This window comes from Streptomyces barringtoniae (genome assembly GCF_020819595.1).
In the GTDB taxonomy this organism is placed as follows: Bacteria; Actinomycetota; Actinomycetes; order Streptomycetales; family Streptomycetaceae; genus Streptomyces; species Streptomyces barringtoniae.
In genome coordinates, this window is the sequence record NZ_JAJHNP010000033.1 from 1 (window position 1) to 25,628 (window position 25,628).

Consider the following 25,628-nt stretch of genomic DNA (forward strand, 5'->3'; position numbering starts at 1 on the left):
CCTTGCTGCGCAAGGGGGTTCGCGCTCCCGCTCCGCGTGAGCGCGAGCGCGATGCTGCGCCTCTCGCTCAACCCTGGTGCTGCGCACCAGGGTTGACAGGCCGTCCGCTGCGCTCCCGGCCTCGGCGGGACTTCGTCCCGCTACCGGGCCTCCGCTTCGCTCCAGCCCGGTCGGCGGGTCCGCTGCGCTCCCCCGCCTGATGGTCCTTCCGGCTGCGCCTCCAGGACCAATTAGGCCCGCTGGCGCGGGCCAAGCTGAATACCGGGGAAAGAGTTGCTCGATCGTGTCGAAATTCGGCCTCATGGCTGCGGTGAACCCTCGTCGGGCTGTGCTGCTGAATCCTGCAACTGCTTCAAAGTTTGTTCTAGATTGATTCTGGAATAGAGTCCGCCTTACTGTCCTTGAAATGAATTGTGTAGTCCTGGACGGCAAAGTACTTCGCTGCTCTGCGATTGGCGCTCCGAATTTCGTTGATGAATTCCCCTGGAGTCGGGATTACGATAATTGAGAGAAAGACGGCCAGGACTGGATTCTGAGTGAACGCTGAGAGGGTTGCGAGAGCATAGAGGAAGGTGAAAATAAACGTGTTACGGTAGTTGTGGTAAAGGAAGGAAAAGTGAGCTGAGTTCATTTCGGATCCTATTCGTTGATGGTTGTGTGTTCATTTCGAAGGAGTCGCCTCCTTGATTCAAGATTTTGGGCAAAAAAATAAACCCTCGTGCCGTGAGGGTTCGTGGGCAGCATTCCATTGCCTAGCTACCGAACATTGCTCCCCCTCCCCCAGCATTGCCAGCGATTCCATTGCCGCCGGCGTTGTGCTGTTTGCTGGCCTCTGCCAGCTGGTCTATGTATTGCTTGCGACTTTGCGTAATCATTTTGCTACTCATTGTATCCTTTCTGGGGTACAGTAAAGCCGAAGGGAGCCTGCCCTTCGGCTTAGTAGTACATAGTGGTGCGTGAAAGCTGCTCTCGCGTACCTCTCGGTGCTTCGTGATGTTGCTCTTACAGATTATCGTCCGCGGACGCGATCGTCAATATCGACTGACCTGCGGCCGCGCGCCAGGCGCGCGGTGATCTTGGTTCTTCGGTGTCTGCTGATAAAGACTCTACAGGTATTTCTCTGTGATGCAAGAGGCGTGCGTTCGAGTGCTGCGTCCGGCGCTTCCCGACTCCCTCAGCGAGGTACGACGTTTATAGCAGCCTTCCCCTTCGCTGACAATCCCCGTCAATTCTCGTCGGCTCAGGGGAGAAGTTTCAGGGCCGGCGGCGAGGGCATTGCCTCTGCGCCTGGGCGTCGCTCAGCGCGAGTGCGAGGTGCTCGGTCATGTGCCAGGCCGTCGCAGGGCAGGTGACCAAGCATCAGCTGACGGTCCGACTTCTGACGGCTGTCTGGTCAGGCAGGCAAGTCGGGAAGGCGGTACTCGTACTTGCGGGGCCTGAGGTCGTCCTCGGCCGGCTCCCAGTCGGGATAGTGCCAGACCGTGCCCCGCTGGGGCCATAGGGATCGGTGGCGGTGTCCATGCTGATGTCGCTCACCACGTAAGGGTCGACGGTGTTCCCCTTGTCCCGGGCGTAGAGCACCTCGTTGATGGTGAGCTCGACGCTGGTGGCGGCGCCTGTCGTGCCCTTGACCTCCACGTGGCGTTCCTCCGTGCCGCGGGTGCAGCGCAGGTCGTAGGGCTTGCCGAGCTTTTCGACCGTCCAGCCCTGCAACTCGTAGTGGGCGGTGGCGAGCTGCTCGGCGTGCTCCTCGACGGCCTTGCGCTTCTTGGGATCGGAGATGTAACCGGCGCCGCGGCGGCGACGCTGGAGCTTCTTCCTGCCCTCGACCTGTTCGGCGGTGAACCCCGGGGACTTGTCCAGAGGGACGTCCTCGGGATCGTCGGGGTCGATGGGGGTGCCGACGAGCTCCAGGAGGTGCTGGGCGGGCAGTGGTTCAGCTCGGCGGAGACCCACGGCACCATGCCGTCGAGTGCGCAGCCTGTGTCGAACTGGCCGTGGGAATCTCAGCCTCGCAGGCGGCCCGCCTCTCCGATGCAGCCGAGGTCAGTCGCGGCGGCCGGCGCTTCGAGACGCTGCTGCAGACTGCCCAAATGAAACGGCCTGTAGCCAAGGGCAGGGCTGTCGCCTGAAATCGCGGCATGGGAAGGTTACAGACCCGACCAGCACGGTCTGTTCCATCTTGTTTCTGGGAGTCCTCGTTGCCCACGCGTGTCCACCCCGCTCGGCCTGGTGACCCGGCCCGGATAGGCTCTTATCGGATCATCGGCCGACTCGGCTCGGGCGGCATGGGCACTGTCCACGCGGCCCTGGACCCCGAAGGGCTCCGGGTCGCTGTCAAGCTCATTCATCCCGCGCAGGCCGACAATGAAGAGTTCCGTGCCCGCTTCAAGCGTGAAGTCGAGGTGTCCCGGCGAGTCTCCGGTCCCTGCCTGGTGCCACTGCTCGCGGCTGACACCGACGCTGCCGCCCCTTGGCTGGCCACCGAATACATCCCCGGTCCCACCCTCAGCCAGCACATCACCGCCAACGGCCCGCTCAGCGGAGCCCGGCTGTATGCCTTCGCGGCCGGAACAGCGGCCGCACTGGCAGCCGTTCACGCAGCCGGGGTAACCCACCGCGACGTCAAACCGGCGAACATCATCCTCGCCCCATCCGGACCCCGGGTCCTGGACTTCGGCATCGCCCACGCCCTGGACGGCACCTCGGTGACCCGCACCGGCGTGGTGACCGGCACCACCGGCTGGATCAGCCCCGAGACCTACCACACCGGCACCGCGGGCCCCGCCGGCGACGTCTTCGCCTGGGGAGCCCTGGTCGCCTACGCAGCAACCGGACGTCTCCCCTTCGGCACCGGAGCCCCCGACGCAGTCGCCTTCCGGGTGATATCCGGCAACCCCGACACCGCCGGCATGGCCGACGACCTTCTCACCCTGGTGACATCCGCACTGTCAAAATCACCCGACGACCGCCCCTCCGCCGCAACGCTTACCAAAGAATGCACGGCGCTGCTCTCCACCCAGACAACCCAGGCTCTGCACCCGAACGCGGAGATCCCCACTACCGTGAACGACCTGGTGACAGCCCAGTGGGACATGCCAGCCCTGGACGACACGGCGTGGCAGACTACCGCTGGACGGCGCAAGGGCCGCACGATCGCTGTGGTCATCGGAGCCGCCGCCCTGGGCGGGGCGCTTGTCGGTGGTCTTCTCTTCCAGGCAGGCAGCAACCCCGGGACGAAGAGTTCCACGGGCAGCCCTACATTCCTGCCCAGCCCGACCGCAGACGCGACGGACAGCGCACACGGCACCGCCAGGAACCACAGCCCGGCTGGTACGGCAAAGGACGATCCGGGCGAGGCGTCCCTCACAGCATGGAAGGAATCACGGCCAGCCAGGACCCCTGCCGAGAACGACGCCTTCGGGGCGATGGGAACAGGGGCCTGGCTGGATCCCGTCGCCTACCCCGACTTCGACCGCGCCATCACCTTCCACAGATCAAGAGGAGAGGTGTACATCGCGACAAGCGGCCAGGAGCTGTCCCCGGTGGCGGTACAAGAAGTCGCCGCGACGGCATGCCTCGGCCTGCGGGACCTCATCAAGTCCTACCCGGACTTCCCATACAACGAGTACATCGTCGTGGACACTGCCCGCCAGGAAGGGCCGCGCATCGTGTGGGAGGACGACTTCCGCACCAACACCGCCTGCAGCACATCGATCCAGAACCGCAGCACTCCCACCGCCGGACCGAACTCAGATTGGCACCCCACCAAGTCCGGCCTAGAGCAAGCGCAGATCCCCAGCACGGACAAGGATGAGATCCGCGTCGCCGGACAAACGGTCGACACCATCATCTCCGAGTGGCAGGGCAACTCCCGCATCATCAACGATCCCAACTGGCTCGACCCCGACAACATGTCCGTCGGCTTCGCCCGCGACGAGGCCGTGATGTACGTATGGGCCGACAAACCCGAATGGGATCAGGCAACACGGGACAGGTGGGCAGCCCTCGCATCCGACACAGCCTGCCAGGCAGTCCTCACCGAAGCCCGGGCCCACAAGGAATGGCGCTACGCGCAGTACGCAATCACCGTCGTCGACGATGCGGGAGCCAGCACGTTCCTGCGCTGGGGCTCAACCGGAAACTGCGCAACTTAACAGAGCCGGACGATACAACCGTGCAGGCAGCGCAGGCGGCTGTCGGGCTACCGGCATCCGGGGCCCGCGTCACATGCTCCCCCTGGGACCGACCGACCTCCACGGCCGTATCCCCAAGCACATGGTGGATCACATGAACGTGCTGCAGCTCAAAGCCATCCGCCGATACGCCTACATTGGCCGCTGCCCGGTTGGCCCTGCTGGGCGACGTGACACGACTGGCGCGCACGACGCTGGACTGGAGCGCACTGTAGCCGGGCCTCGACGGCGGTTCCCCGGCAGAGCGCCGGGGGCCCTTGCCGGGCTGAGGGCCCGGGAAGTGATGAGTACCCGCATCTTCAGTCGCTTCAGTCGCTGCCGGGCACCAGGACCGGAACGCAGTCGACCGACGAACGTGTTGCGGAAAAAGCCCGTCCGGTCGCAGAACCGTCGGCGGGGCCGTGGGCGGACCGGTCGTTGTGGAGCTCTTGTCCGGGTGGCGTGCGCCGGCGGGCTACGCGGCGGCGCTTCCGGGTCGGCGAGTTCGCTGTCGGGCAGGGGCGTGGTGCGGCTGTGACGTTCCCAGGGGGCCCCTTGCGTGGCTGTCGTACGAGCTCCCTTCCGGGATGTATTTGAACCCCCGACGGGCAGGGTTCTACGCCGTCACAAGCTGCGGGCGGTGATGGCGGTGGAGCAGACCGCGGTCGACGACTCGTCGTTTCCGTGTACAGAAACGCTACGTTGCTTTTCGAGTTTCAGGCAGCAATTTCTTTAGCTTAGAAACAGCAACCTCGCAGGTCGATGTGCAATCGCCGTTGCAATGCCCTCGCGTTTAACGCAACGACGAGGACGGTCGATCGTTGCAATTGATTGAACGCGAACGCTATGGTGGAGGCGAAAGGGATCAACGAGCAGCGCCATGGAGCACCCGTGGGGCAGGAAGGGGGCCGTGATGCCGGGAGGCAGGCTCACCCAGCAGGAGCGCCAGCAGATCGCGGTGGGACTGGCCGACGGCCTGGCCTACGCCGAGATCGCCCGCCGTCTCGACCGTCCGACCTCCACGATCACGCGTGAGGTGACGCGGAACGGCGGCCCCACCGGCTACCGCGCCGACCTGGCCCACCGGGCCACCCAGCAGCGCACCCATCGGCGCAAGCCCGCCCAGTCCGGGGGGCCGCAGGCGCTCCCGCAGCCCTACGGACGCGACGCCGAAGCCGTACGCGACTACCAGGAGACCCTCACCAGCGTCTTCATCACCTCGGGCGTGCCCAAGATGATGGCCCGGGTGCTGGGCTGCCTCTACACCACCGACACCGGCAGACTCACCGCCTCGGAACTCGCCGAGCGCCTCCAGGTCAGCCCGGCGTCCATCTCCAAGGCGATCACGTTCCTCGAGGGCCTGGACCTCGTCCGCCGGGAACGCGACGACCGCCGCCGCGAACGCTACGTCGTCGACGACGACCTCTGGTACCAGTCCATGATCCGCAGCGCCCGGGCCAACGACGAATTCATCCAGACCGCACGCCAGGGCGTCCGCGTCCTCGGCCTCGGCACCCCCGCCGCCACCCGCCTCGAAAACGCCGCCCGTTTCCTCGACTTCGTCAGTGAAGGGCTCATCCGCGCCGCGGAACAGGGCCGCGAAGTCCTGTACACCAGATCCCGGACGACACCGGACCCCACGACCGAGCCCGGGTCGGCCACCACCGAGCCCGGGTCGGACGACCGGCACGGGGCTGGCGGGTCAGGTACCAACTAGGTACCATCCGAGCATGCCATCACTGAACGTGTCCTTCTCCGACGAGGAAATGGAAGGCGTCCGCGCCGCCGCCGCCGCGGAGGGCAAGAGCCTGAAGCAGTACCTGCACGATCTCGGCGTGCGCGAGATGCATCGCAAGCGGTTCGTCGCCGGCGCCACCGCCTGGGCCGACAGGCTGCGCGGTGAGTTCGACGAAGCGTTCCCCGAGGAGGTGCCTCCCTCCCGGCGTGGCGACGGCGCTGCGGCTGCCTGATGGTTCTGCACATCGACGTCTCCTGGTTGCTCGACGTCCAGGAGGCGGCCCTCGGGCACGAGGACGTGACGGTGACCGACTACTCGGCGCTGGTGGCGTCCGTCGCGCGGCACAAGACCAAGATGCCGACACTGGAGACGGCCGATCCGGATGCCGCCTGGCGCGCGGCCGCGCTGTTGCACACGATCGTGCGCCTCGAACCGCTTCCGCACCGCAACAGCCTGTTCGCCGCCTTCGTGGCCGCTCAGTACATGGACCAGTGCGGTGAGGGCATCGACCCACCGTACGGCGCACTGTCCGATCTCGTCCGCAAGGTCCGAGACACTCGCCTGAGTGTCTACGCCGTCGCCGGGGCGCTGCGTTCCTGGAAGATCTGAGGGAACACCCCGCATCAGGGACCATGAAGCATGCGCCCGGATGACTGGCAACTCACCGAAGACATCGACGATTTCCTCGCCCGAGCCGGGGAGTTCCTGCGCTCACGCCCCGTGATGCACAACACCCCGCTGACGACGCTCGAGAAACTGCGAACACGCGGTGCGGACGCGTACGGCACCGGGGCCACCCTCTTCGGCCGGCTGGAGTCGGAGGGCGAGGTCCGCGCCATCTTCTACCGCACTCCGCGCGGCCGCCTGACCCTCACCACCCTCTCCCCCGAGCAGGCCGACACCCTCGCCGCCCAGCTGGCCGACCTGGGCCGTCCCTTCTCCGGCGTCACCGCGGACCACGGCACCGCCACCGCTTTCGCCGAGGCCTGGCAGCGGCACACGGGCGCGGCGCCGGTTCGCGACTGGCGGGGCCGTCTGCACCGGCTCGGCACCCTCACCCCTCCCGAGCCGCGCCCGGAGGGCCGGGGCCGGCTCGTGGGCGAGCGGGACCATGAGCACCTCATGCGCTGGTGCCGTGAGTTCGCCGCGGACGTCGGGGAGGTCGTCTCCATCGACGCCGGCTCCTGGGCCGGCACCCGCTTCGCCGAGAAGCGCTACACCTTCTGGGAGACCCCGGACGGCACGCCCGTCTCCATGGCGGGCGTGAACCCGATGGTCGCCGGCCAGGTCCGGGTGGACCCCGTCTACACCCCGGCCCACCTCCGGGGCCGCGGCTACGCGGGCGCCGTGACGGTCGAGGTGAGCAGGGCCGCGCTGGCCGCGGGCGCGACGGACGTCGTCCTGTTCACCGACCCGGCCAACCCCACCAGCAACGCCCTCTACCAGCGCATCGGATACGTCCCGGTCACCGACTTCACCGGGTACAGGCTCTCCTCCGCGCGCCGGAAGCCGGCCAGGAACACCGAGGGAGGGGACGGCGAGTGCTCTGACGTCATTTCCTCGTATAGGTGACGATGCTGAGGCCGGAGCCGAAGTCGCGGCGTGCGGCCGGCAGGAAGCCGGTCGGGGTGAACGGGCCGTCGAACAGCGGGATTCCGGTGCCGATGACGACCGGGTTGTGCTTGATGATCAGCTGGTCGATCTCGTCGCGGAGCGCGGCGGCCAGCTTGCCGCCGCCGGCCAGCCAGATGTCCATGCCCTCCTGCTTCTTCAGGTCGCGCACCAGTTCGGCCGGGGCGTCGGCGACGATCTCCACCTCCGGGTCGGTGGAGGCGAGGGTGCGGGAGACGACGTACTGCTTCAGGTGGGCGTAGGGGCTGGTGATGCCTGCCTTCAGGGCCGGCTCGTAGGTGCCGCGGCCCATGATCACGGTGTCGAAGTGCCGGTGCGGGGTGTCGGTCAGGCCGAACGGCCCGCGGAGGTGCACCGGCATGGTCTCGGGATACTCGGCGAGGATCGCCTCCCGGACTTCCCCTTCGAAGGGGAAGAAGTCGTAACTGCCGTCCGGGCCGGCGATGTAGCCGTCGAGGCTGGCGGCGACGTAGTAGGTGAGCTTGCGCATCCGGTCTCTCTTCTCTGCGACGACGCAGGTTGATGTACTGTAATTGAAGTGGTTTGAATGTAGTACTGCAGTCGCAGTGGTGTCAATGGGATTCCCAGGAGTTGTCGATGCGTCAGAACCCGGCCCGCCGCACCGCCTTGCTCGATGCCGCCATCGAGGTCCTCGCCCGTGAGGGCTCCCGGGGACTGACGCTGCGCGCCGTCGACAAGGAGGCGTCCGTGCCCACCGGGACGGCGTCCAACTACTTCGCCAGCCGCGCCGACATGCTGGCCCAGGTCATGGGACGCACCCGCGAGCGCCTGACGCCCGATCCGGCCGAGCTGGCCGGCACGTTGACAGCGGAGCCGTCACACGAGTTGGTCAGGACCTTGCTGCTGCAGCTCCTCGACCGCATGCGCCGCGAGCGCAGCAGCCACCTGGCCATGCTCGAACTGCGCCTGGAGGCCACCCGGCGGCCTGAACTGCACGCGGAACTGGCGCGGTTCCTCACCGCCGAGCTCGACGCCAACATCGACTTCCACCTGGGTCGCGGACTGCCGGGCGACCGCACGGGGGTGGTCCTGCTCTACCTGGCCATGCTCGGGCTGATCGTCGACGACCTGACCGTCCCCGAACTCCTCACGCCGCACCGGCTCGACACACTGATCGACGCCATGGTGACGCGCCTGCTCCCGGCGGAAGCCGCCCGCCCGGCGCAGCCTCCGCACTCCGCCTGACCGCCGCGCTCGCCGTGCGCCTCGGTGAGCACGGGAGAGGCCGGTTCCGTCAGTCGTCGTGCGCGGTCTGCGTCGTACGGAGCAGCTCGGCCAGTTCGCTCGGCGGGAGGTAGCCGGTCAGCTCCGCGCGGAGCCAGGCCAGGCGTGCGTGGCGAGCCGTGGCCGGGGAGGTTCCCGGGGCGGCGTGGGCGGCCGTGGCGCCGAGGAAGCCGGTGACCGCGCGGGCCGCCACCGCCCGGGTGCTGTGCCGTTCGGCGGTGAGCAGCAGGTGCAGCGAGCCGCCCCCGCGGACCGTGGCCGTGTACGGCCGGCCCGGGGGGAGGTAGAGGGCGTCGCCGGCCTTGAGGGTGACCGTCGCCCAGGGGTCCTGGCCGACGGTGTCGGTCTCGGGGTCGGTGGTGTTCCAGCTGGTCTGTCCGTCGAGCTGGAGGACGAACAAGTGCTCCGGCACGTGGCGGGCCTGGGTGCGATCCGTCTCGGTGTCCGGCGCGAAGGCGGCGCGGCGGACCGGGTCGGGTGCGCCGAGCACCAGGGTCGCCTGGACGGTGGTGCCGAGGTCGGCGCCCAGACCGGCGAGCAGGTCCGCGATCCAGGTCTCGTGCTGCTCGGCACGGTCCAGGCGGAAAGTGCTGTTCTGGCCGGTCCGGATGCGGGTGGCCGGGTACGCCGGGGCGGCGCCGGTGTCCTCGGGGACGGCGCCCGTGCACGGCAGGACGGGCAGGCCGGTGCCGATGCGGGACCTGATCCCCTCGCGGGTCAGGAGGCCGGCCGGGAAACACGACGGCAGGAACGCGGTGGTGACGCCCCAGACCTCGCCGTGGAAGGCGTCCGTGTCGTCGACGAGTGCGGCCAGACGGACCGGTGGCCGCAGGGTCTCTTCGGGTGCGCGCGAAGACGTGACGGCCATGGTTTCCCGCTTCCTGTGTCGAAAACCCCACCGGCGCTCGGTTCTCCCAGGAAGTTAGGAGAGCCGGCCTGGGAGATCAACGGTGACCCATGACGACTCCAGCGGGATTCCAGCCGCATTCCGGCCTGATCCCAGCGGGAGTGCGGAGGAACCGGGGGAAGCGGACAGCCGGATGAGAACTCCTTGAGCTCTCGTCCAGTCGGAGTTCAGCCCGTTGGCCGCCGTACGGAATCCCTCCTAGCCTCTCGATCACCGTGCCGGTCTCAGTGATCCGGTGTCTCGAAATTCCAGCGGAGGGGATCAATGGGGCAGGCCGTTGACGTCCGGATTCTGGGGGATACCGGCGAGCTTCTGTGGCAGGGAGCGGAGGCCGGGTACAAGGAAGCGCTGGCCTCCGTCGACCCGGGGAACTCGGCGCTGCGCATGCTGGCCGACGGGGATCCCGAGCACCGCTGCGCGCGGGACGAGGTGATGCGGACCGCCGAGGCGCTGCAACTGGTCAGCCGGCGCGGGGTGCCCCGGGGGTTCCTGACGACGCTGCCCCGCGGTGCCCTCTTCGAGGCGGGCGTGGACGCCTTCAACGCCCCGCACCTGGCCGCGCTCGACGTCCACCCCGTGCACTTCCCGCTCGTCTTCGACGGGTCCGGTCCGGCGATGACCGAGCTGACCGCCGACTACGCGGCCCAGCAGCGGATGTTCGAGCTGACGGAGAAGGGCGGCGGACTCCGGCTGAGCTACGCGGCGGACCCCAACCTGTTCTCCTGGCTGCAGGACACCACACTCGACCGGGCCCGGCTGCCGTACGCGATGTACAGCCCGCAGCCGGTGTTCCGCCGGTTCAGGTCGGGCGAGACGAACATTCAGCGCAGGCGGCAGTTCACGGTGCCCGACGTGCATGTCCTGGCCGCGCCCGAAAACGCCGGCGAACAGTATCTGCACGCGCTGGGCCTGGCGGCGGAATCCACTGCATTCTGGTTCGGCCGGGATTATGTGCACGTTCTCGATTCGGTGGTCGGCACCACTCAGGACACGGACGATTTCTACCGTCAGGCGGCGAAGCACGCCGGTGGGATCACGGTGGTTCGGCGGTTGCCCGCGCATCCCAAATACTATGCGCAGAAGACCGCGATCCTGGTTTCCTCCGGCTATGACGCGGTCATGCTGCAGAACATCCAGCTGGACGAGATCAACGCGCCGCGGTTCGGGATCCGGCTGGACGACGGCACATTCCCCGTGATCATCCACGCCTGTGTCGCCATGGGGGGCTCGCGGATGCTGCCGCTGGTCCTCGGGCGGGGCCTGGCGGGCCTGGGGCCGAAGGAGATACCGGCGGAACTGGCGGCCGTACAGGTCGCGTTCGTACCACTGGCCGAGAAGCACGTCGGCCGGGCGTACGAGCTGGCCGGCTCCCTGTGGACGCGCGATGTGCGCACGGCCGTGGACCTGGAGTTCCGGCGGCCGGTGCGGGCCAGGATCGCCCGGCTGCGCCGCGACTGGCAGCCGCTGTACTGCGTGATCGGTGACCGGGAGCTGACCGAGGCGCCCGGGCTGCAGACCTCGGGCGGGCAGCGGATCGACGAGCCGTACGAGCAGTACCTGGGCGAGCGGCTGCCGCGGTGGCTGCGGTGTCTTGCGCACACTCCGGCCGGGACGGCGGCGCAGTCGCCGGTCCTCGCGTCCTGACGGTCACTCAGAAGGGTTGATGTGCCGATGACTGCATGGCGGCCGGTGCTCGCCGAGCTCGAGGCGGGCGCCCGCGTGATGCTGCGATGTCCCAGCGGACAGGAGCTGGCCGAGGCGCTGACCGCCTGCTTCGAGCGGGAGCTCGTCAGCGTCCCGCTCTCGCCGAAGTGCACCGACCGGGAGCTGGCCGGGATGGGTGAGCGGGTGGGCGCGTCCCTCGTGCTCGACGGTCCCGCCCTCACACCCCGGAAGCTGGACGGCGAGCCCGCCCATCCCGAGGCCGAGGGGCTCGCCTACATCATGTTCACCTCGGGCTCCACCGGGCGGCCCAAAGGGGTCAAGCTCGACCGGGACGCCATCCTCGGCAACGCGCTCAAGACCGCCCGCCTGCACGGTTTCTCGCCCGCCCGGCCGCACGGCACCTGTCTGCCGCTGTACCACTGCAACGCCATCGTCATGTCGCTGACCGGAACCCTGGCCACCGGCACACCGCTCGTCGTCTCCCAGCCCTTCGAACCCGGCCGGTACTTCAAGGAACTCCAGGCCTCCGGCGCGCGCACCGCGTCCATCGCACCGGCCCTGCTGCACGAACTGGTGCAGGCCCGGCCCCCCTGGCCGGACGGGCTGGAGTACCTCATCACCGCCGCCGCGCCCCTCACCAGCGGCCTCGCCCGCCGGTTCCACGACGCCTACGGGCCCCGGCTGCGCCAGGGCTACGGGCTGACGGAGGCGGTGAACTTCAGCTTCGTCATGCCGCTGCTGGACACCGCGGAGTTCTACGAGCAGTACATCGCGCACCAGCCGCCGGTGGGCCTGCCCCTGGAGGGCACCGAACTGCGCCTGGAGGACGGGGAGGTGTGGATCCGCACGCCGGACCGGATGCGCGGCTACTGGGAGGATCCGCAGGCCACCGCCCGCGTTCTGGCCGACGACGGCTGGCTGCGCACCGGAGACATGGGGGAGGAACGGGACGGCTTCCTCGTCCTGAAGGGCCGGCGCGACGACCGGGTCAACCGCGGCGGTGAGAAGTACCACCCGCTGGAGATCGAGCAGCGCTGGCGGCAGCGCGGGCTGGACGGGCGGGTCGTGGCGGTCGCGGTGGACGAACCCGGCTACGGGCAGGAGTTCGGCCTGATCGCACCGGACGCGTCGCCCGCCGGCCTGCGGGCGGTGTACGAGGCCGGTTTCCCGCGGCCCGTGGCGGCCGCAACCGGAGGGTATCTGGCCACCGACACCGGCAAGCCGCGGCGTGCGGCGATGGGCCGCCGGCTGGCCGCGCTGCGGGACGGAGCGCGCCGCTACGAGGAGTTGCTGCACTACGCCGCCGCGGCCGCGCGTGCCGTCGTCGACAGCCCCGTACGCCCCACCACGGCCCAGTCCGCCCAGCTGCGCAGCCAGGCGCTCGCGCTGGCGGCCGCGGTGGGCGGGGCCGGGCCGCAGGAGACCCGGGCCACGCTGGGCCGCAGTGCCGCGCACGACGCGCTGGACGCGCTGGTCGAGGGCTGGCCCGAGTTCGCGCGGGGCGCCTGCTCGGGCGAGGACCTGATGCGGCGTCACCCGGGTTTGTGGAAGCGGCTGATGACCGAGTGGCCCATGGACCGCTACCCGGAACTGATCACACGCGTCCTGGCCGCCGGCGGCCTGCTCACCGGGCGGGTCCTGGAGGCAGGTTCCGGGGTGGGCAACACCACCTCCCGTGTCGCCGGTCTGGTCGACGGCGACTTCGTCTGGTCGGACCGGCTGCCCGAGCTGGTGGCCCGCGGCACCTGGCAGGGCCGGGGCATCGTCCTCGACCTCGACTGCGAGCCCTCGGCGGGGCTCGGCGGGTTCGACACGATCCTGGCCACCAACGTCGTGCACTGCGTGGCGGACAAGGCGGCGACCCTGCGCCGGCTGCGCGCCATGCTCGCGGACGGCGGCCGTCTCGTCCTGGCGGAGGGGGCGAGCCCCACCACCGCCGACGGCACTCCGTGGGCGCTGGACTTCCTGTTCTGCCTCTTCGACGGCTGGTGGGACCGGGGCGGTTTCCGCACGCGGTGGGAGTGGCTCGACCTGCTGCGCGGCGCCGGGTTCGGCGACCTGGGCTTCTCCGCCCTGCGCGCCGGGCCGTACGACCTGGGCGGTGTCGTCTGGGGCGGGACACCGCCCGGCTGACCGCACGCCGCCCCTGCCTTCCAGCGGCCCGACCCCACCGGGCCGCGTCCCTTCTCGATGCCCGACACCCGATGCCTCAAGGAGTCCCCATGCTCACCTCGCAGGCCACCCACTCCGCAACCGCCACGGTCGACGCGCCGCAGCGGCTGACGATCGTCGACTGGGCCAAGAGCCTCGTCGGGGACGACTCCACCCAGCTGCACATCGACCACGGCCCGCGGCCGGTCGACGTGCACGGCTCCCCGGCGACCGGTCAGGCGCTGGTGACCAACGGCTCGGTGGGCGCCGACGTGATACGGCTGCCCGCAGGGACCGGCTTCGTGCCGCACACCCACCCCGGCCACCACATCCTGATCGTGGTCGGCGGCGAGGGCACCATCACCTACGACGGCCGCGTGTACCCGACGCGGGCGGGCCAGGTCTACCTGGTCGAGGGCGAGGTGCCGCACGCGGTCGGCGCCATCACCGACCACGTGATCGTGGCGGTGGGCTCGCCGCACAAGGAGATCGACGCCGAGGACCGCATGGCACCGGTGCCCTACGAGGAGGTCATCGCCCCGGACGGCGACCTGACCTGCCTGATCTGCGACGTCAGCGCGGTCGTGCCGGAGCGGCTGCACGGACTGGACTGTCCGCACTGCCCGTGCCGCGACTGCGCCACCCGGACCACCCGGTGAGCGCCGCGGCTCCGCTGCCGCTCGTCGATCCGCGCACCGGCCGGGTCCGCGGTCAGCTGTCCCCCGGCCGCGAGGAGGCGGTCACCGGCGCGGTGGCCGCCGCCCGGCGGGCGTCCGCGGCCTGGGGGCGGCTCGTCCCCAAGGAGCGCGCGCGCCGGCTGGAGAGGCTGGCGGGACTGATCGAGGAGCACGCCGAGGCGTACGTCGAGCGGGAGCGGGCCGGTACCGGAAAACCGGCCCGGGAGTCGTCGGGGGAGGTCGCCGAGGCGGCCGACCTGTTCCGGTTCTACGCGTGGGCGGCCAGGACCGGCAGCTCGCCGGCGGCCGGGTCGCTGATCGGCGGCCACGAGAGCTGGGTGCGGTGGGAGCCGGTCGGTGTGGTGGCCGCGATCGTGCCGTGGAACTACCCGCTGATGATGGCGGCCTGGCGGTGCGCGCCGGCGCTCGCCGCGGGCAACTGTGTGGTCGCCAAGCCGGCCGAGAGCACACCGGACGCGCTGGACCTGCTCGCCGAGCACGCCGGGGACGCCCTCGGGGCGGGGGTGCTGCGGGCGGTGCCCGGCGACCGGGAGACCGGGCGGCTGCTGGTCGGCGCCGACGTCGACATGATCGCGTTCACCGGCAGTGCGGCGGCCGGCGCGGACGTCGCCGCCCGGGCCGGGATCCGGCCGGTCAGTCTCGAACTCGGCGGGAACAGCCCGGTGATCGTGCTGCCCGACGCGCCCGAGCAGACGTGGGCGGACCTCGCGGACGCCTGCGTGTACAACGCGGGGCAGAGCTGTGCGGCTCCGGCCCGTGTGATCGCGCTGCAGGACGGTTACGAGCAGGCGGTGCAGTCGCTGACCGAGGCGATGGCGGCCCGGCTGGCCGGACGTGACTTCGGCCCGCTCAACAACCCGGCGCAGGCGGACCGTTACGACCGAATCGCCGACGCCTCCGGCGCCAAGCACGACGTGACCGCTGCCTTGGCCACGGCTTCGGGCGAGGAGGGCGGCTTCTGGCGTGGCGCGCGGGTGCTGGCCGACCTGCCCGAGGACAGCCCGGCGCTCCAGGAGGAGGTCTTCGGACCGCTGCTGACCGTGCAGCCGGCCCGGGACGTGGAGCACGCGCTCGAACTCGCCCACGGCGTGCCGCAGGCGCTCGCGGCCAGTGTGTGGACCCGTGACCTGACCCGCGGCCTGGACCTCGCGGGCCGGCTCGACGCCGGCGAGGCCTGGGTGAACTGTCACCTGGTGCAGACGGCCGAACTCCCGCACGGCGGACGCCGGGGCTCCGGCCAGGGAACCGACCTGAGCGTCCTCGCCCTGCACGAGTACCAGCGGCCCAAGACGGTCACCGTCCGTCTGCTGCCCTAGCCCCCGCGGTCGCCCCTCCCCCACGACGAAGGACACCAGCATGAGAATCGGCATCGTGGACGGTTACTCGACCGCCCGTTTCCTGGTCGAGGACCTCAACCGGGCCGGCGCCTCCTGCGTCCATGTGCGCAGCCAGGAACATCCGCCCGCGGTGTACGTCCGGGCCTTCGACGCGTCCGCCTACCATCGTGACCTGGGCTGGTTCCCCCGGCCTGAGGCGGCGGCCGCGGAGCTGGCGGAGCTGGGCGTGAGCCGGGTCGTGGCCGGGACCGAGTCGGGGGTGCTGCTGGCCGACCGGCTGAACGAGCTGCTCCAACTGCCCGGCAACCGGCCGGAACTTGCCGAGGCGCGCCGCGACAAACCGGCGATGGCCCGGGCGTTGCGCGCGGCCGGCCTGGCCGCCGCCGAGGACGTCTCGGTGTCCGACCCGGACGAGGGCGTGGCCTGGTTCGCCGGCCGGCCCGGCGGCCGGGTGGTGGTCAAGCCGCCGTCCAGCGCGGGCAGCGACAACGTGTGGGTGTGCGGCACCGAGGCCGAGGTGGCCGCGGCCTGCCGTACGGTGCTGGACGCGCCGAACTTCTTCGGCGAGCCGAACGGCACGGCACTGGTGCAGGACTACCTCGACGGCGAGGAGTACCTGGTCAACTCCGTCTCCCGGGACGGCGACCACAAAATCGTCGAGATCTGGCGTTCGGTACGGCTGCCGGGCCCGAACGGGGCCTGCCTGTACGACTTCCAGGAGCCGGTGCCCTGTGACGACCCGGCCGCCGCCGCGGCGGTGCGCTATGTCCGGCAGGTGCTGTCCGCGCTCGGCATCCGCAACGGCGCCGGGCACAGTGAGCTGCGGATGACCACCGCCGGTCCAGTGCTGTTGGAGACCGGGGCACGGCTGTGCGGCGGGGTGCTGCCGGAGGTGTCGCTGAAGTACTCGGGCATGTCCCAGGTACGGCTGCTGACGCTGTCCCTGCTCGACCCGGCCGGTTTCGACGCGTTCGACGACAGCGCGGTGCGCTGGTCCAAGGCGGTGCGCTGGGTCTCGCTGATCAGTGACCGGGAGGGCCGGGCCGCCTCGGACACGTGGCGGGAGAAGCTGCGGCGGCTGGACACCTTCGACGGGCTGGTCAGCAGGGTGTCCGCGGGTGGCCCGGTGCCGCGGACGGTGGATCTCGCCTCCTCCCCCGGCTTCGTCTACCTGGCGGCGGACTCCGCGCGGGCGGTGCTGGAGGACTACGAGCGGCTGCGCTCGCTGGAACCGAACGGGTTCTACCTCTCATGAGGCCGCGCGGCGAGAACGGCGCGAGCCGCGGCGGGCGCCCCGGGCGGGTGTTCGCCGTGGTCTCCCTGCTGGACTCGCTGGGGACCGGGCTGTATCTGGCGGGCGGCACGGTGTACTTCGTGCAGGGCGTGGGTCTGTCCCCGGCGCAACTGGGGCTGGGGCTGGCTCTCGCCGGTGGTGCCGGGTTCCTCGCCACCGTGCCCGTCGGGCTGCTGGCCGACCGGTGCGGGGCGCGGCCGGTGCTGATCGGGCTTCAGCTGTGGCTGGCGGCCGCGTTCACGGCGCTGGCGTTCGTCCGCGGGCCGCTGTCCTTCGCCGCGGTGTGCTGCCTGATGACGATGGCCGAGCGGTCCGCGCCGCCCATGATCCAGGCGGTGGTGGCGGACCTGATGCGCGGTGACGAGCAGGTCGGCGCCATGGCCCGGATCCGCACCGTGCGCAATGTCGGCTACGCGCTGGGCGCGCTGCTGGCCACGCCGCTGATGGCGGTGCACGAGCTGTGGGCGTTCCGGGCGATGCTGCTGGGCAACGCCGCCTCCTATGTCGTCGCCGCGCTGCTGCTGCGCACGGTGGCGGTGCCCCGCCGGGCGGCCGGCCCCGCCGCGGCGGCGCGCCGCACCTGGCTGCCGCGCGGACTGGGCGATCGCCGGTTCCTCGCGGTGACCGCGCTCAACGGGGTGCTGGTGCTGCACCAGACGATGCTGAACGTCGGTCTGCCGCTGTGGGTGGTGCGGCACACCTCCGCGCCGGTGGCCGCGATCCCTCTGTTGTTCGCACTGAACACCGCGCTGGTGATCGGGCTGCAGATCCGCTTCAGCCGGGGCGCCCGGGAGGAGGGCCAGAGCCGCCGGTCCCTGCGGTGGGCAGCCTGGCTGCTGGCCGCGACCGGGCTGCTGCTGGCCCTCAGCGCCGGCCCGGGCCGCGCCGGGGCGCTGGTGCTGCTGGTGCTGGCGGTCGGCACGCTGACGGCGGGTGAGCTGTGGCAGTCGATCGCGGGCTGGGCGCTGCCGGTGGACCACGCGCCCGAGGGGCGGCGCGCGGAGTACCTGTCGGTCTTCAACCTCGGTGTCACCGTGCAGGCGGTGCTGGGTCCGGTCGCCGTCACCGCGGTGGTGGGGCTGGGTCCGGCGGGCTGGCTGCTGCTGACGGCGGTGTTCACCGGCGCCGCGCTGCTGACGGCCCCGGTCCTGCGGGCCCTGGAGCGCCCCCGTCCGCTCCCCGCCGTCGTCGCGCCGCGCCTGCAACGGCGAGGGGAGAGCACATGACGGACTCAGCGGTGCACCGGCACGACGCGGTGGGCGCGGCGTCCGAGCGGGCCGTGCCGCCCGGCGGTGCCCGGCCGCCGTGTTCGCCGTTGCTCCTGGGCGAGCCGCGGGTGCGGGTGCCGCACGTGCCGGACCATCCCTCCTGCTTCGGGTGCGGGCCCTCCCCCGGGCTGGGCCTGCGGGTCGTCGAGGAGGACGAGCGTGGTGTCGTCGCGGAGCTGACCCTCGGTCAGGTGCATCAGGGCGCTCCCGGGATCGCGCACGGCGGCATCGTGGCCGCGGTGCTCGACGAGGCCACCAGCCTGGCGGTGTGGCGCGCGCTCAACCGGCCCAACGTCACCGGCCGGCTGGAGGTCCAGTTCCTGGCCCCGGTGCCGCTCGGCGAGCCGCTGCGGGTGCGGGCGCGCTGTACGGCCGTAGCCGGCCGGAAGGCCTTCGCCACCGCGGACCTGCACGTCGGCGGCGCGGACGGGCCGGTCGCGGCGAGTGCGGCGGCCGTCTACATCGCCGTATCCGCACAGCACTTCGACCGGCACGCGACCGCCGCCGGACCTCGTGATCCACGGACCTCTCAGGACGGACGATGACCCAGAACATCCTCACCGGATCCCCGTCGGCGCCCGGCGTGACGCCGGCCGCGCCGGCCGCGCCCCGGCCGGCCGGCATCGGGCGCATCGCGGTCGCCAGCATGATCGGCTCCGCCGTGGAGTGGTACGACTTCTATCTCTACGGCACCGCCAGCGCCCTGGTCTTCAACAAGCTGTTCTTCTCCTCCCTCGATCCGGTCGCCGGGATCCTGGCCGCCTTCGCCACCTACGCCGTCGGGTTCGCCGCGCGTCCTCTCGGTGCCGCGGCCGCCGGGCACTTCGGCGACCGGTGGGGGCGCAAACCGGTGCTGGTGATGTCCCTGTTCACGATGGGCCTGGCCAGTGCCCTGGTCGGCGCGCTGCCGACCTACCGGCAGGCCGGGCTGCTGGCACCGGTGCTGATGGTGGTCCTGCGCGTCGTGCAGGGGTTCGCGGTCGGTGCCGAGCAGGGCGGGGCCGCCGTACTCACCGTGGAGAGCGCCCGGTCGGCGCGGCGCGGGCTGTGGGGCGGCTTCGCGATGTCGGGCTCCTCGCTGGGGCTGCTGTTGTCCTCCGGCGCGTTCGCGCTGACCCAAGGGCTGCTGGACGACCACCAGTTCGCCGTGTGGGGCTGGCGGGTGCTGTTCCTGTCCAGTCTGGTGCTGATCGTCGTCGGGCTGGTGCTGCGGTCCACGATCGACGACTCGGAGGCGTTCACGGCCGCGCCCCGTGTGCAGCGTCCGGTGTACGACACCCTGCGCCACCACCGCGGCCCGCTGACCCTGGCCGTCGGCCTGCGGGTGTCCCAGACGGCCGTCTCGTACTTCTACACCGTCTTCGTGCTCTTCTATCTCACCGACCACGGCCACCACGGCAAGGGCCTCGGCGTCACCGTCATCACGGTCAGCGCCGCACTCAGCATGCTCACCGCGCCGGCGTGGGGGGCGCTGTCGGACCGGTTCGGACGCAGGCCCGTGTTCCTGTTCGGCGCGGTGGGCAGCGCGCTGTACGTCGTGCCGTTCTTCCTCCTCGTCGACACGGGGTCACCCGTGCTGGCCGGGATCGCCGTGCTGATCGGTGTGAACGTCTTCCACGACGCCATGTTCGGCCCTCAGGCGGCCTGGTTGAGCGAACTGTTCCGCACCGGTGTCCGGATGAGCGGCGCCTCCCTCGGCTATCAGACCGGGGCGGTGCTGGGCGGCGGGCTGCTGCCGCTGCTGGCCACCTCGCTGTACCTGGTGGCGTCCAGGGAGCCCTGGCTGGTGTGCGCGTATCTGCTGCTGCTGTCGGCGCTCACGGTGACGGCGGCGCTGCGTGCCCCGGAGACCCGGGAGGACGCTCTGACGGTGTGAAAGCCGCCGCTCCCGCATAGCGTTCACCTCCAAACCATTGCAACGAACGAGGCGGGATTGTTGCATTAACATCAGGCTTGTTGCAACGATTTATCGGTCTCTACCTGCAGAGTTGACGATTATTCGCAACGATCCTGTTGCTGGATCCGTAAATGCAACGTAGCGTTTCCATCAACGGAAACAGCGAGCCGAGGAGCACACAATGCAGAAGAACCAGAGCGCCCCGCAGCAGTTCAAGACCCCCGCCGCCATCACGGCCGTCCTCGACATCCCCGCCGGGCAGGTCCGGTTCATCGCCGCCGACCGCAGCGACACCACCGTCGAGATCCTGCCCGCCAACCCCTCCAAGAGCCGCGACGTCAAGGCCGCGGAGCAGACCCAGGTCACCTACAACGACGGCGTCCTGCGCATCGAGACCGCGGAGGCGACCAACCGGGTCCTCGGCCCCTCCGGAGACCTCCACGTCACCGTCGAGCTGCCCGCCGGCTCCCGCGTCCAGGCCAGGGCGGCCGCCGTCGAACTCCGCGGCGTCGGCCGCCTCGGCGACGTCACCGTCGACGGCGCGCAGGGCACCATCACGCTCGACGAGACCGGCAGCGCCCACCTCACCCTGCAGTCCGGCGACATCACCGTCGGCCGCCTGGGCGGCCCTGCGGAGCTCAGCACCCAGAAGGGCGAGCTGAACATCACCGAGGCCGTGAAGGGCACCGTCACCCTGAACACCCAGCACGGCGACATCTCGGTCGGCGCCGCCCGCGGAGTCTCCGCCTCCCTCGACGGCGGCACCACCTACGGCCGCATCCACAACGCCCTCAACAACACCGACGGCGCCGCCGCCGGCCTCACCATCCACGCGACCACCTCCTACGGCAACATCACCGCCCGCAGCCTGTGAGAACACACAGGTGAAGTCGCGTGTGTGTCCAGGACCGACAGCCGCGTGCGCGTCCGCGAGGCGGGGCCGCTATTACGCCGTAATAGCTGCCCCGCCTATTACGGCGTAATAGCGGAGGTGAACGGCACCGCGGGGAAACCGCGAGGCCGGGAACGAGGAGAGGTGCCCCGAAGTGGCTGATCGGGGACCAGGGCAGTAGCCCGGAGTCGGATCCTCTTGAGGGTCCACGCAGGTTCGAATCCTGCCCTCTCCGCAACGCAGAGCGCTGCGACTTGGCCTCGGCCGCCGTGATGGCGGCCGAGGCCGTATGCGTGCGTGCCCGCGACTGTTGTCCTTGCGTCGGGGTGAAGCAGGACGGACTGGGGAGCTTGGCTCATGTACGTCACGTCAATGAGGTGCGCTCCCCAGGACGTCAGGTCGCGCGGCGCAGCGGAACGACGACGTTCTCCCCCATGCGCTTGGGGTCGAGACGGTAGTACTTGATGTGCCCGATCCGCTCGGTCTCCTCCAGCCAGCCGGCCTCGATGACCTGCTTGCGGGTGCGGGAGAAGGCGGGCGGGGCCATGCCCACGAGCTTGGCCAGGTTGGCCGCGGTCTCGAGGACGGCGCCGGACCGGTCGGTCGGGTGCAGGGCGTACAGCATGACGACGAGACGCTGGTTGGCGCTCATGCCGGCGGTCTTCTCGAGCAGTTCGAGGTTCTTCTGCTTGTCGTCGCTGCTGATCACTGGACCTCCCACCGTGCGGGAACATTGTCGTCGAATCCGGGGATGTCCGGCGGGTTGCAGGTCTTCACCGCTTCGCGCTGCTCGATCCCTGTGCCGTGGAAGGCGATGTAAGGGCTGATCCGGTAGAAGTTGTAGTTGCCGATGCGTCCACGGATGACCAGGATGCGGTGTTTGGCCAGCTTCCTGTTGATCTTTCCGACCGCGTCGGTGGACATTCCCACTCGTTTGGCGATGTCCGCTCCGGTGGCCCGCAGTGGTTCCATGCCCTCGGGAGAGACCCCGATCCACCACAGAACGAGGAACTTCTGACTGGGCGTGAACGCCTTGGACTCGGTGATCGCCTCGACTCGCGCCTTGTCGACCTGTGTGTGCCGGCCGGAGAAGGCGTACGGCGCATAGGGGACCGGCTCGCCGGTGTCGGCGTCGACCAGTCTGCGTACTGCTCCCAACGGGCCCTCCGTGGAAGGGGGGTGATTGGTGGTTCATGAGGGACGGCTGTGAGGCCGACCAGATGAACTTAACGTACATGAGCATGAAGTCAATCAGCTCCGCCTGTCGGCCGTGTCGCCTGCCGTCCCGTCAGGGGCCCAGCCGTGCGGTCGCGGCCGTCCCGGGTGCCGACTCATGTACGTCACGTCAATCTGGTGCGGCTGGAGGATCGTGATACCCGGTTCCTGCAGTCGTGGTGGCGGTTCCCTCGGTCGCTGTCGCGGTCCTGTCGGTCGTGGTGTGAGGTTGCTGGGACCGGGTGGTACGTCCGAGGGATCCGGGCACCCGGATCCGCGGATCGCTCTGCACGATCCGCCGAACTGCCTGCCAGTTCCCACGGACTTGGTGGTCCGATGCGTTTCTGCAGGTCAGCGCCGTATTGGCGGCTGCGCTCTCTTCCCTTGGCAAACGGTGGTCAGCCCGCCCCGGAATCGTCCGAGCACTCAACGGCACAACCGACTGACCCCGGCCCGCGACAGGTCGGTCCCGACCACCCCTCGGCTCGACACCGGACCGAGCCCCGCTCGAGGCGCGCCCGACGACGAGTCCCGGCACGCACGAGCCCGTCGCTTCCCGGCGCGCACGGCTTGAGCCACGACGAAACGGGTTCGCGCCGGGAAGTGGCGGGGCAGCGGGGTCCAGGGGCCGGCGAAGGCCCCTGGTACCACGCGGCCCAGCCCGCCTGCGGAAACGACCGGGACTGTCAGGACGGCGGGTGCCGGTGCGAGGGTGGTGACCCGCGCCCGTCAGCGGGCGGACCGGCAGGAGAGTTCTGCGCGTGAGCTATTACGGCGTAATAGCCCGGGTGCCGCGAGTGTCGGCTGGCGTTCCGTCAGAGCGCTCCAACTAACGTGTCGATGCTTCCAAAGATCTTGGACGTTAGTAAGGTGTCGTCTATGAGTTCGCCAGCCACTTCCAGCGACCGCGAGAAGGTCGTCTCCAAACTGCCGGGATGGCTCCGGCAGAACCTCAAAGTCAGAGCCGCCCAGCACGGCATCGAGATCCAGGCGGCCGTAGAGCAGGGCATCCGGGACTGGTGCACGCTCGCCTCCACTCCCCCGGCCATCGACACCTCACGTGCCGACTCGTTCTCCACGTTCCTGCCGCCCGGCCAGTGGGACGAGTTCCGCCAGGCCGCCACGGAACGCCGTGTCTCGCTCATCCAGGGCCTGGCACAGTCCGTCCAGCTGTGGCTCGACTCCAATCCCGCGCCGCATGTGGAACGGCCCGAGATCACCCGTCGCATCATCGTGTGCAACCAGAAGGGCGGCGTCGGCAAGACCGCGATCACGGCGGGCCTCGGCGAAGCGCTTGCCGAGGACGCCGACAGCCTGCACGCCGTCAGGGTGGCCAAGGCCCTCACCGAGGCCCTGCGTGCGAGCGACACCCAGTCCGACGAAGTGCCCGGCGGCGACGACCCGCTGAGCGTGGAGAGCCTGCCGGGGCTCGGGCTGCGGGTCCTGCTCGTCGACTTCGACCCGCAGTGCCACCTCACCAACCAGCTCGGGGCGGCGCCCCTGCCCATGAACGGCGACAGCCTGACCAACCACATGGCGGGCGACCCCAAGGGCGACCTTCGTGACCTCATCGTCTCCGTCGACGACGAGACCTTCGGCGGCCGGCTCCACCTGCTGCCCGCCTGCAACGACGCCTTCCTGCTCGACGTCCGCCTCTCGGCCGTACGCGCCAGGGAAGCGGCACTGGAGCGTGCCCTTGCCCCGCTCGAGGCCGATTACGACGTCATCCTCGTCGACTGCCCACCGAGCCTCGGTCTGAGCATGGACGCCGCCGCGTACTACGGCCGCCGGCGCGACGGCGAGAAGCTCGGTCAGTCCGGCGCGCTGATCGTCGTGCAGGCCGAGGACAGCTCCGCGGACGCCTACGAGCTGCTCACCACTCAGATCGACGACCTGCGCGGCGACCTGCAGGTCGACATCGACTACCTCGGCATCGTCGTCAACCTCTACGACTCGCGCCGCGGCTTCATCGCCACCTCCTCGCTCCAGGGGTGGGTCGACATAAAGGATCCCCGGGTCGTCGGGCTCATCGGCGATCTCAAAGAGCAGAAGGAAGCGGTGCGCATGAAGCGGCCCCTGCTGTCCTACGCCCCCAAGTCGCAGCAGGCGATCGGGATGCGCGCGCTGGCCCGGGAGATCGTATGAGCAAGGCCGACCAGCTGGGAGCCGGCCGCTTCGGCGGGGGAGTGCGCCCGGTGAGCGCGCGCCGCCAGGCCGTGGCCGCCGCCACCGGGGTACCCACCGAGGGCGTCGCCCCGCCCACCGAGCTTCCTCCCCACCGCATCAGCCTCAACCCCGACAACCCCCGTTCCAGTCTCGGTGACCTCACCGATCTGGCGGGCAGCCTGAAGACGCACGGCCAGAAGCAGGCGATCACGGTGATGAACCGTGACGCCTACATCAAGGCCAACCCCGAGCGTGAGGCCGACCTCGAAGCCGACACCAGCTACGTGGTCATCGACGGCAGCAGCCGCCTCGCTGCTGCCCGCGAGGCGCAACTGCCCACCGTCAAGGTGATGGTCAGCGACGACCAGGGCACCAACTCCGAGGAACTCCTCGAGTCCGCCCTCGTCGCCAACATCCACCGGAGCGATCTCGGGGAACTCGACGAGGCCCGGGCCCTGCGGCGCCTGCTGGCCATCCACGGCAGCCAGACCGCGCTGTCCAAGCGGCTGCACCGTTCCCAGGGCTGGGTGTCGCAGCGCCTGGCGCTGCTCAATCTGACCCCCGAACTGCAGAGCCGTATCGGTGAAGAGCCCATCGATCTGCTGCGTGCCGTGGCCAACAAGCCGGCCCCGGAGCAGGAGGCGGCGCTCCGGGAACTCAAGGACGAGCGGGCCCGGAAGGAGGAGGAGAGGCGCGACCGGAAGAAGGCGGGCGAGAGCGAGGCGCCGGTGTTCACCGCCCGGCCGCAGCCGGGGGAGCCGGAGGGCTATTACGGCGTAATAGGGGGTGGCGAGCCGAGCGCGCCTGCGGTGAGCGGTCAGGTGGAACGGACCGGCGGTGCCGGTCCGGGCCGGCAGGCCGGGACGGCCGACGGCTATTACGGCGTAATAGGGGATGCCGAGCCGGATGCGGCGTCGTCGGGGGGCACGGGTGTCTCGTCGGCACCGAGCGCCGGTGAAGCAGATGTGCAGCAGCCCGTGCCGGAGCCGCGGACGGAGACGGCCGTCCTCAGCCCGCAGGCGGATGCCTCGACCGGCGCCCATCCGCGCCGGGTGCCGTACAACGAGCCCGGCATCCTCGCCATGCTCCTGGACCGGAACATCGACAGCGACGACACCTTCTTCGACTTGCTCCGGTTCCTGGGCAAGAAGGGACTGGAGCGGAACCCCGCCCGGCTGGCCGAGCTGGCACAGTCCTTCGTCGAGCAGGCCGCCGTACCGGGCGACTGAGCTCCACGGAACCAGTGAAGGGCCGGCACCCCTGGGGGCCGGCCCTTCACTGACATCATCCGCCGATCTATTACGCCGTAATAGGGGGAGGGAGCGGGGCCGGCCTATTACGGCGTAAT

General features: G+C 70.0%; 22 protein-coding genes and 1 tRNA gene. 18 read left to right on the forward strand and 5 right to left on the reverse strand.

The features are described 5' to 3' along the window. Positions 1-1,359: 1,359 nt before the first annotated feature. Complete coding sequence (locus tag LMU33_RS41795; protein ID WP_228626225.1) at positions 1,360-1,956, reverse strand: protein NO VEIN domain-containing protein; 597 nt, start codon at positions 1,954-1,956, stop codon at positions 1,360-1,362. A gap of 332 nt (positions 1,957-2,288) precedes the next feature. Here LMU33_RS41795 and LMU33_RS38170 point away from each other — a divergent pair, with 332 nt between their 5' ends. The 5 genes from LMU33_RS38170 to LMU33_RS38190 all read left to right on the forward strand — a co-directional run bounded on the left by LMU33_RS38170 (position 2,289) and on the right by LMU33_RS38190 (position 7,485). Next, entirely contained in the window at positions 2,289-4,157 is a 1,869-nt protein-coding gene (locus LMU33_RS38170; RefSeq protein WP_249814862.1) for a serine/threonine protein kinase, read from the forward strand. Positions 4,158-5,088: 931 nt separating this feature from the next. After that, on the forward strand, positions 5,089-5,892 hold the full coding sequence (locus LMU33_RS38175; protein WP_228626231.1) for a GbsR/MarR family transcriptional regulator: 804 nt from the start codon (positions 5,089-5,091) through the stop codon (positions 5,890-5,892). A gap of 13 nt (positions 5,893-5,905) precedes the next feature. Further along, positions 5,906-6,145, forward strand: coding sequence for a hypothetical protein (locus LMU33_RS38180; protein WP_228626233.1), 240 nt, complete (start codon positions 5,906-5,908; stop codon positions 6,143-6,145). Next, positions 6,145-6,522: a toxin Doc gene (locus LMU33_RS38185; RefSeq protein ID WP_228626236.1), complete on the forward strand. Its 378-nt coding sequence runs from the start codon at positions 6,145-6,147 to the stop codon at positions 6,520-6,522. The genes LMU33_RS38180 and LMU33_RS38185 overlap by 1 nt, the downstream gene beginning before the upstream one ends. A 30-nt stretch (positions 6,523-6,552) precedes the next feature. Further along, positions 6,553-7,485, forward strand: coding sequence for a GNAT family N-acetyltransferase (locus LMU33_RS38190; protein ID WP_228626239.1), 933 nt, complete (start codon positions 6,553-6,555; stop codon positions 7,483-7,485). Here the strand turns inward: LMU33_RS38190 and LMU33_RS38195 are convergent. Continuing rightward, positions 7,466-8,035 carry a dihydrofolate reductase family protein gene (locus LMU33_RS38195; protein WP_228626242.1) on the reverse strand — a complete coding sequence of 190 codons (570 nt, stop codon included), beginning with the start codon at positions 8,033-8,035 and terminating at the stop codon, positions 7,466-7,468. The genes LMU33_RS38190 and LMU33_RS38195 overlap by 20 nt on opposite strands. A gap of 107 nt (positions 8,036-8,142) precedes the next feature. Between LMU33_RS38195 and LMU33_RS38200 the strand changes: the two genes are divergently transcribed. Then, on the forward strand, positions 8,143-8,751 hold the full coding sequence (locus tag LMU33_RS38200) for a TetR/AcrR family transcriptional regulator (protein WP_228626243.1): 609 nt from the start codon (positions 8,143-8,145) through the stop codon (positions 8,749-8,751). A 49-nt stretch (positions 8,752-8,800) separates the two neighbouring features. On the opposite strand, the gene LMU33_RS38205 is transcribed toward LMU33_RS38200, so the two are convergent. Beyond that, positions 8,801-9,658, reverse strand: a complete 858-nt coding sequence (locus LMU33_RS38205; RefSeq protein ID WP_228626246.1) for a hypothetical protein — start codon at positions 9,656-9,658, stop codon at positions 8,801-8,803. A 303-nt stretch (positions 9,659-9,961) separates the two neighbouring features. Here LMU33_RS38205 and LMU33_RS38210 point away from each other — a divergent pair, with 303 nt between their 5' ends. The 10 genes from LMU33_RS38210 (at position 9,962) to LMU33_RS38255 (ending at position 21,134) form a co-directional block, all read left to right on the forward strand. Further along, positions 9,962-11,341 (forward strand): His/Gly/Thr/Pro-type tRNA ligase C-terminal domain-containing protein, encoded by a 1,380-nt coding sequence (locus LMU33_RS38210; RefSeq protein ID WP_228626248.1) that lies wholly within the window; start codon positions 9,962-9,964, stop codon positions 11,339-11,341. Between the two features lie 27 nt (positions 11,342-11,368). Next, a complete protein-coding gene (locus LMU33_RS38215; protein ID WP_228626251.1) occupies positions 11,369-13,495 on the forward strand; it encodes an AMP-binding protein in 2,127 nt (708 codons plus the stop codon). Between the two features lie 89 nt (positions 13,496-13,584). Beyond that, positions 13,585-14,172 (forward strand): cupin domain-containing protein, encoded by a 588-nt coding sequence (locus LMU33_RS38220; protein ID WP_228626253.1) that lies wholly within the window; start codon positions 13,585-13,587, stop codon positions 14,170-14,172. Continuing rightward, entirely contained in the window at positions 14,169-15,527 is a 1,359-nt protein-coding gene (locus LMU33_RS38225; RefSeq protein WP_228626256.1) for an aldehyde dehydrogenase family protein, read from the forward strand. The genes LMU33_RS38220 and LMU33_RS38225 overlap by 4 nt, the downstream gene beginning before the upstream one ends. A 40-nt stretch (positions 15,528-15,567) precedes the next feature. Further along, positions 15,568-16,803, forward strand: coding sequence for an ATP-grasp domain-containing protein (locus LMU33_RS38230; protein WP_228626258.1), 1,236 nt, complete (start codon positions 15,568-15,570; stop codon positions 16,801-16,803). Beyond that, a complete protein-coding gene (locus LMU33_RS38235) occupies positions 16,800-18,068 on the forward strand; it encodes an MFS transporter (RefSeq protein WP_228626260.1) in 1,269 nt (422 codons plus the stop codon). Before LMU33_RS38230 ends, LMU33_RS38235 begins: the two co-directional genes overlap by 4 nt. Further along, positions 18,065-18,655 carry a PaaI family thioesterase gene (locus tag LMU33_RS38240; RefSeq protein WP_228626263.1) on the forward strand — a complete coding sequence of 197 codons (591 nt, stop codon included), beginning with the start codon at positions 18,065-18,067 and terminating at the stop codon, positions 18,653-18,655. The genes LMU33_RS38235 and LMU33_RS38240 overlap by 4 nt, the downstream gene beginning before the upstream one ends. Further along, a complete protein-coding gene (locus LMU33_RS38245; protein ID WP_228626266.1) occupies positions 18,652-19,986 on the forward strand; it encodes an MFS transporter in 1,335 nt (444 codons plus the stop codon). The genes LMU33_RS38240 and LMU33_RS38245 overlap by 4 nt, the downstream gene beginning before the upstream one ends. A 202-nt stretch (positions 19,987-20,188) precedes the next feature. Continuing rightward, a complete protein-coding gene (locus tag LMU33_RS38250; protein WP_228626269.1) occupies positions 20,189-20,881 on the forward strand; it encodes a DUF4097 family beta strand repeat-containing protein in 693 nt (230 codons plus the stop codon). Between the two features lie 156 nt (positions 20,882-21,037). After that, positions 21,038-21,134: transfer RNA gene (locus tag LMU33_RS38255), tRNA-OTHER, on the forward strand. 159 nt (positions 21,135-21,293) lie between these two features. Here the strand turns inward: LMU33_RS38255 and LMU33_RS38260 are convergent. Both LMU33_RS38260 and LMU33_RS38265 read right to left on the reverse strand, forming a co-directional pair. After that, positions 21,294-21,605 carry a replication initiation protein, RepL2 gene (locus tag LMU33_RS38260; protein ID WP_228626357.1) on the reverse strand — a complete coding sequence of 104 codons (312 nt, stop codon included), beginning with the start codon at positions 21,603-21,605 and terminating at the stop codon, positions 21,294-21,296. Then, entirely contained in the window at positions 21,605-22,057 is a 453-nt protein-coding gene (locus tag LMU33_RS38265; RefSeq protein WP_228626272.1) for a MarR family transcriptional regulator, read from the reverse strand. Before LMU33_RS38265 ends, LMU33_RS38260 begins: the two co-directional genes overlap by 1 nt. 936 nt (positions 22,058-22,993) lie before the next feature. Between LMU33_RS38265 and LMU33_RS38270 the strand changes: the two genes are divergently transcribed. Both LMU33_RS38270 and LMU33_RS38275 read left to right on the forward strand, forming a co-directional pair. Further along, on the forward strand, positions 22,994-24,259 hold the full coding sequence (locus tag LMU33_RS38270; RefSeq protein ID WP_228626274.1) for a ParA family protein: 1,266 nt from the start codon (positions 22,994-22,996) through the stop codon (positions 24,257-24,259). Further along, on the forward strand, positions 24,256-25,509 hold the full coding sequence (locus LMU33_RS38275) for a ParB/RepB/Spo0J family partition protein (RefSeq protein ID WP_228626277.1): 1,254 nt from the start codon (positions 24,256-24,258) through the stop codon (positions 25,507-25,509). The genes LMU33_RS38270 and LMU33_RS38275 overlap by 4 nt, the downstream gene beginning before the upstream one ends. Positions 25,510-25,628: the final 119 nt, after the last annotated feature.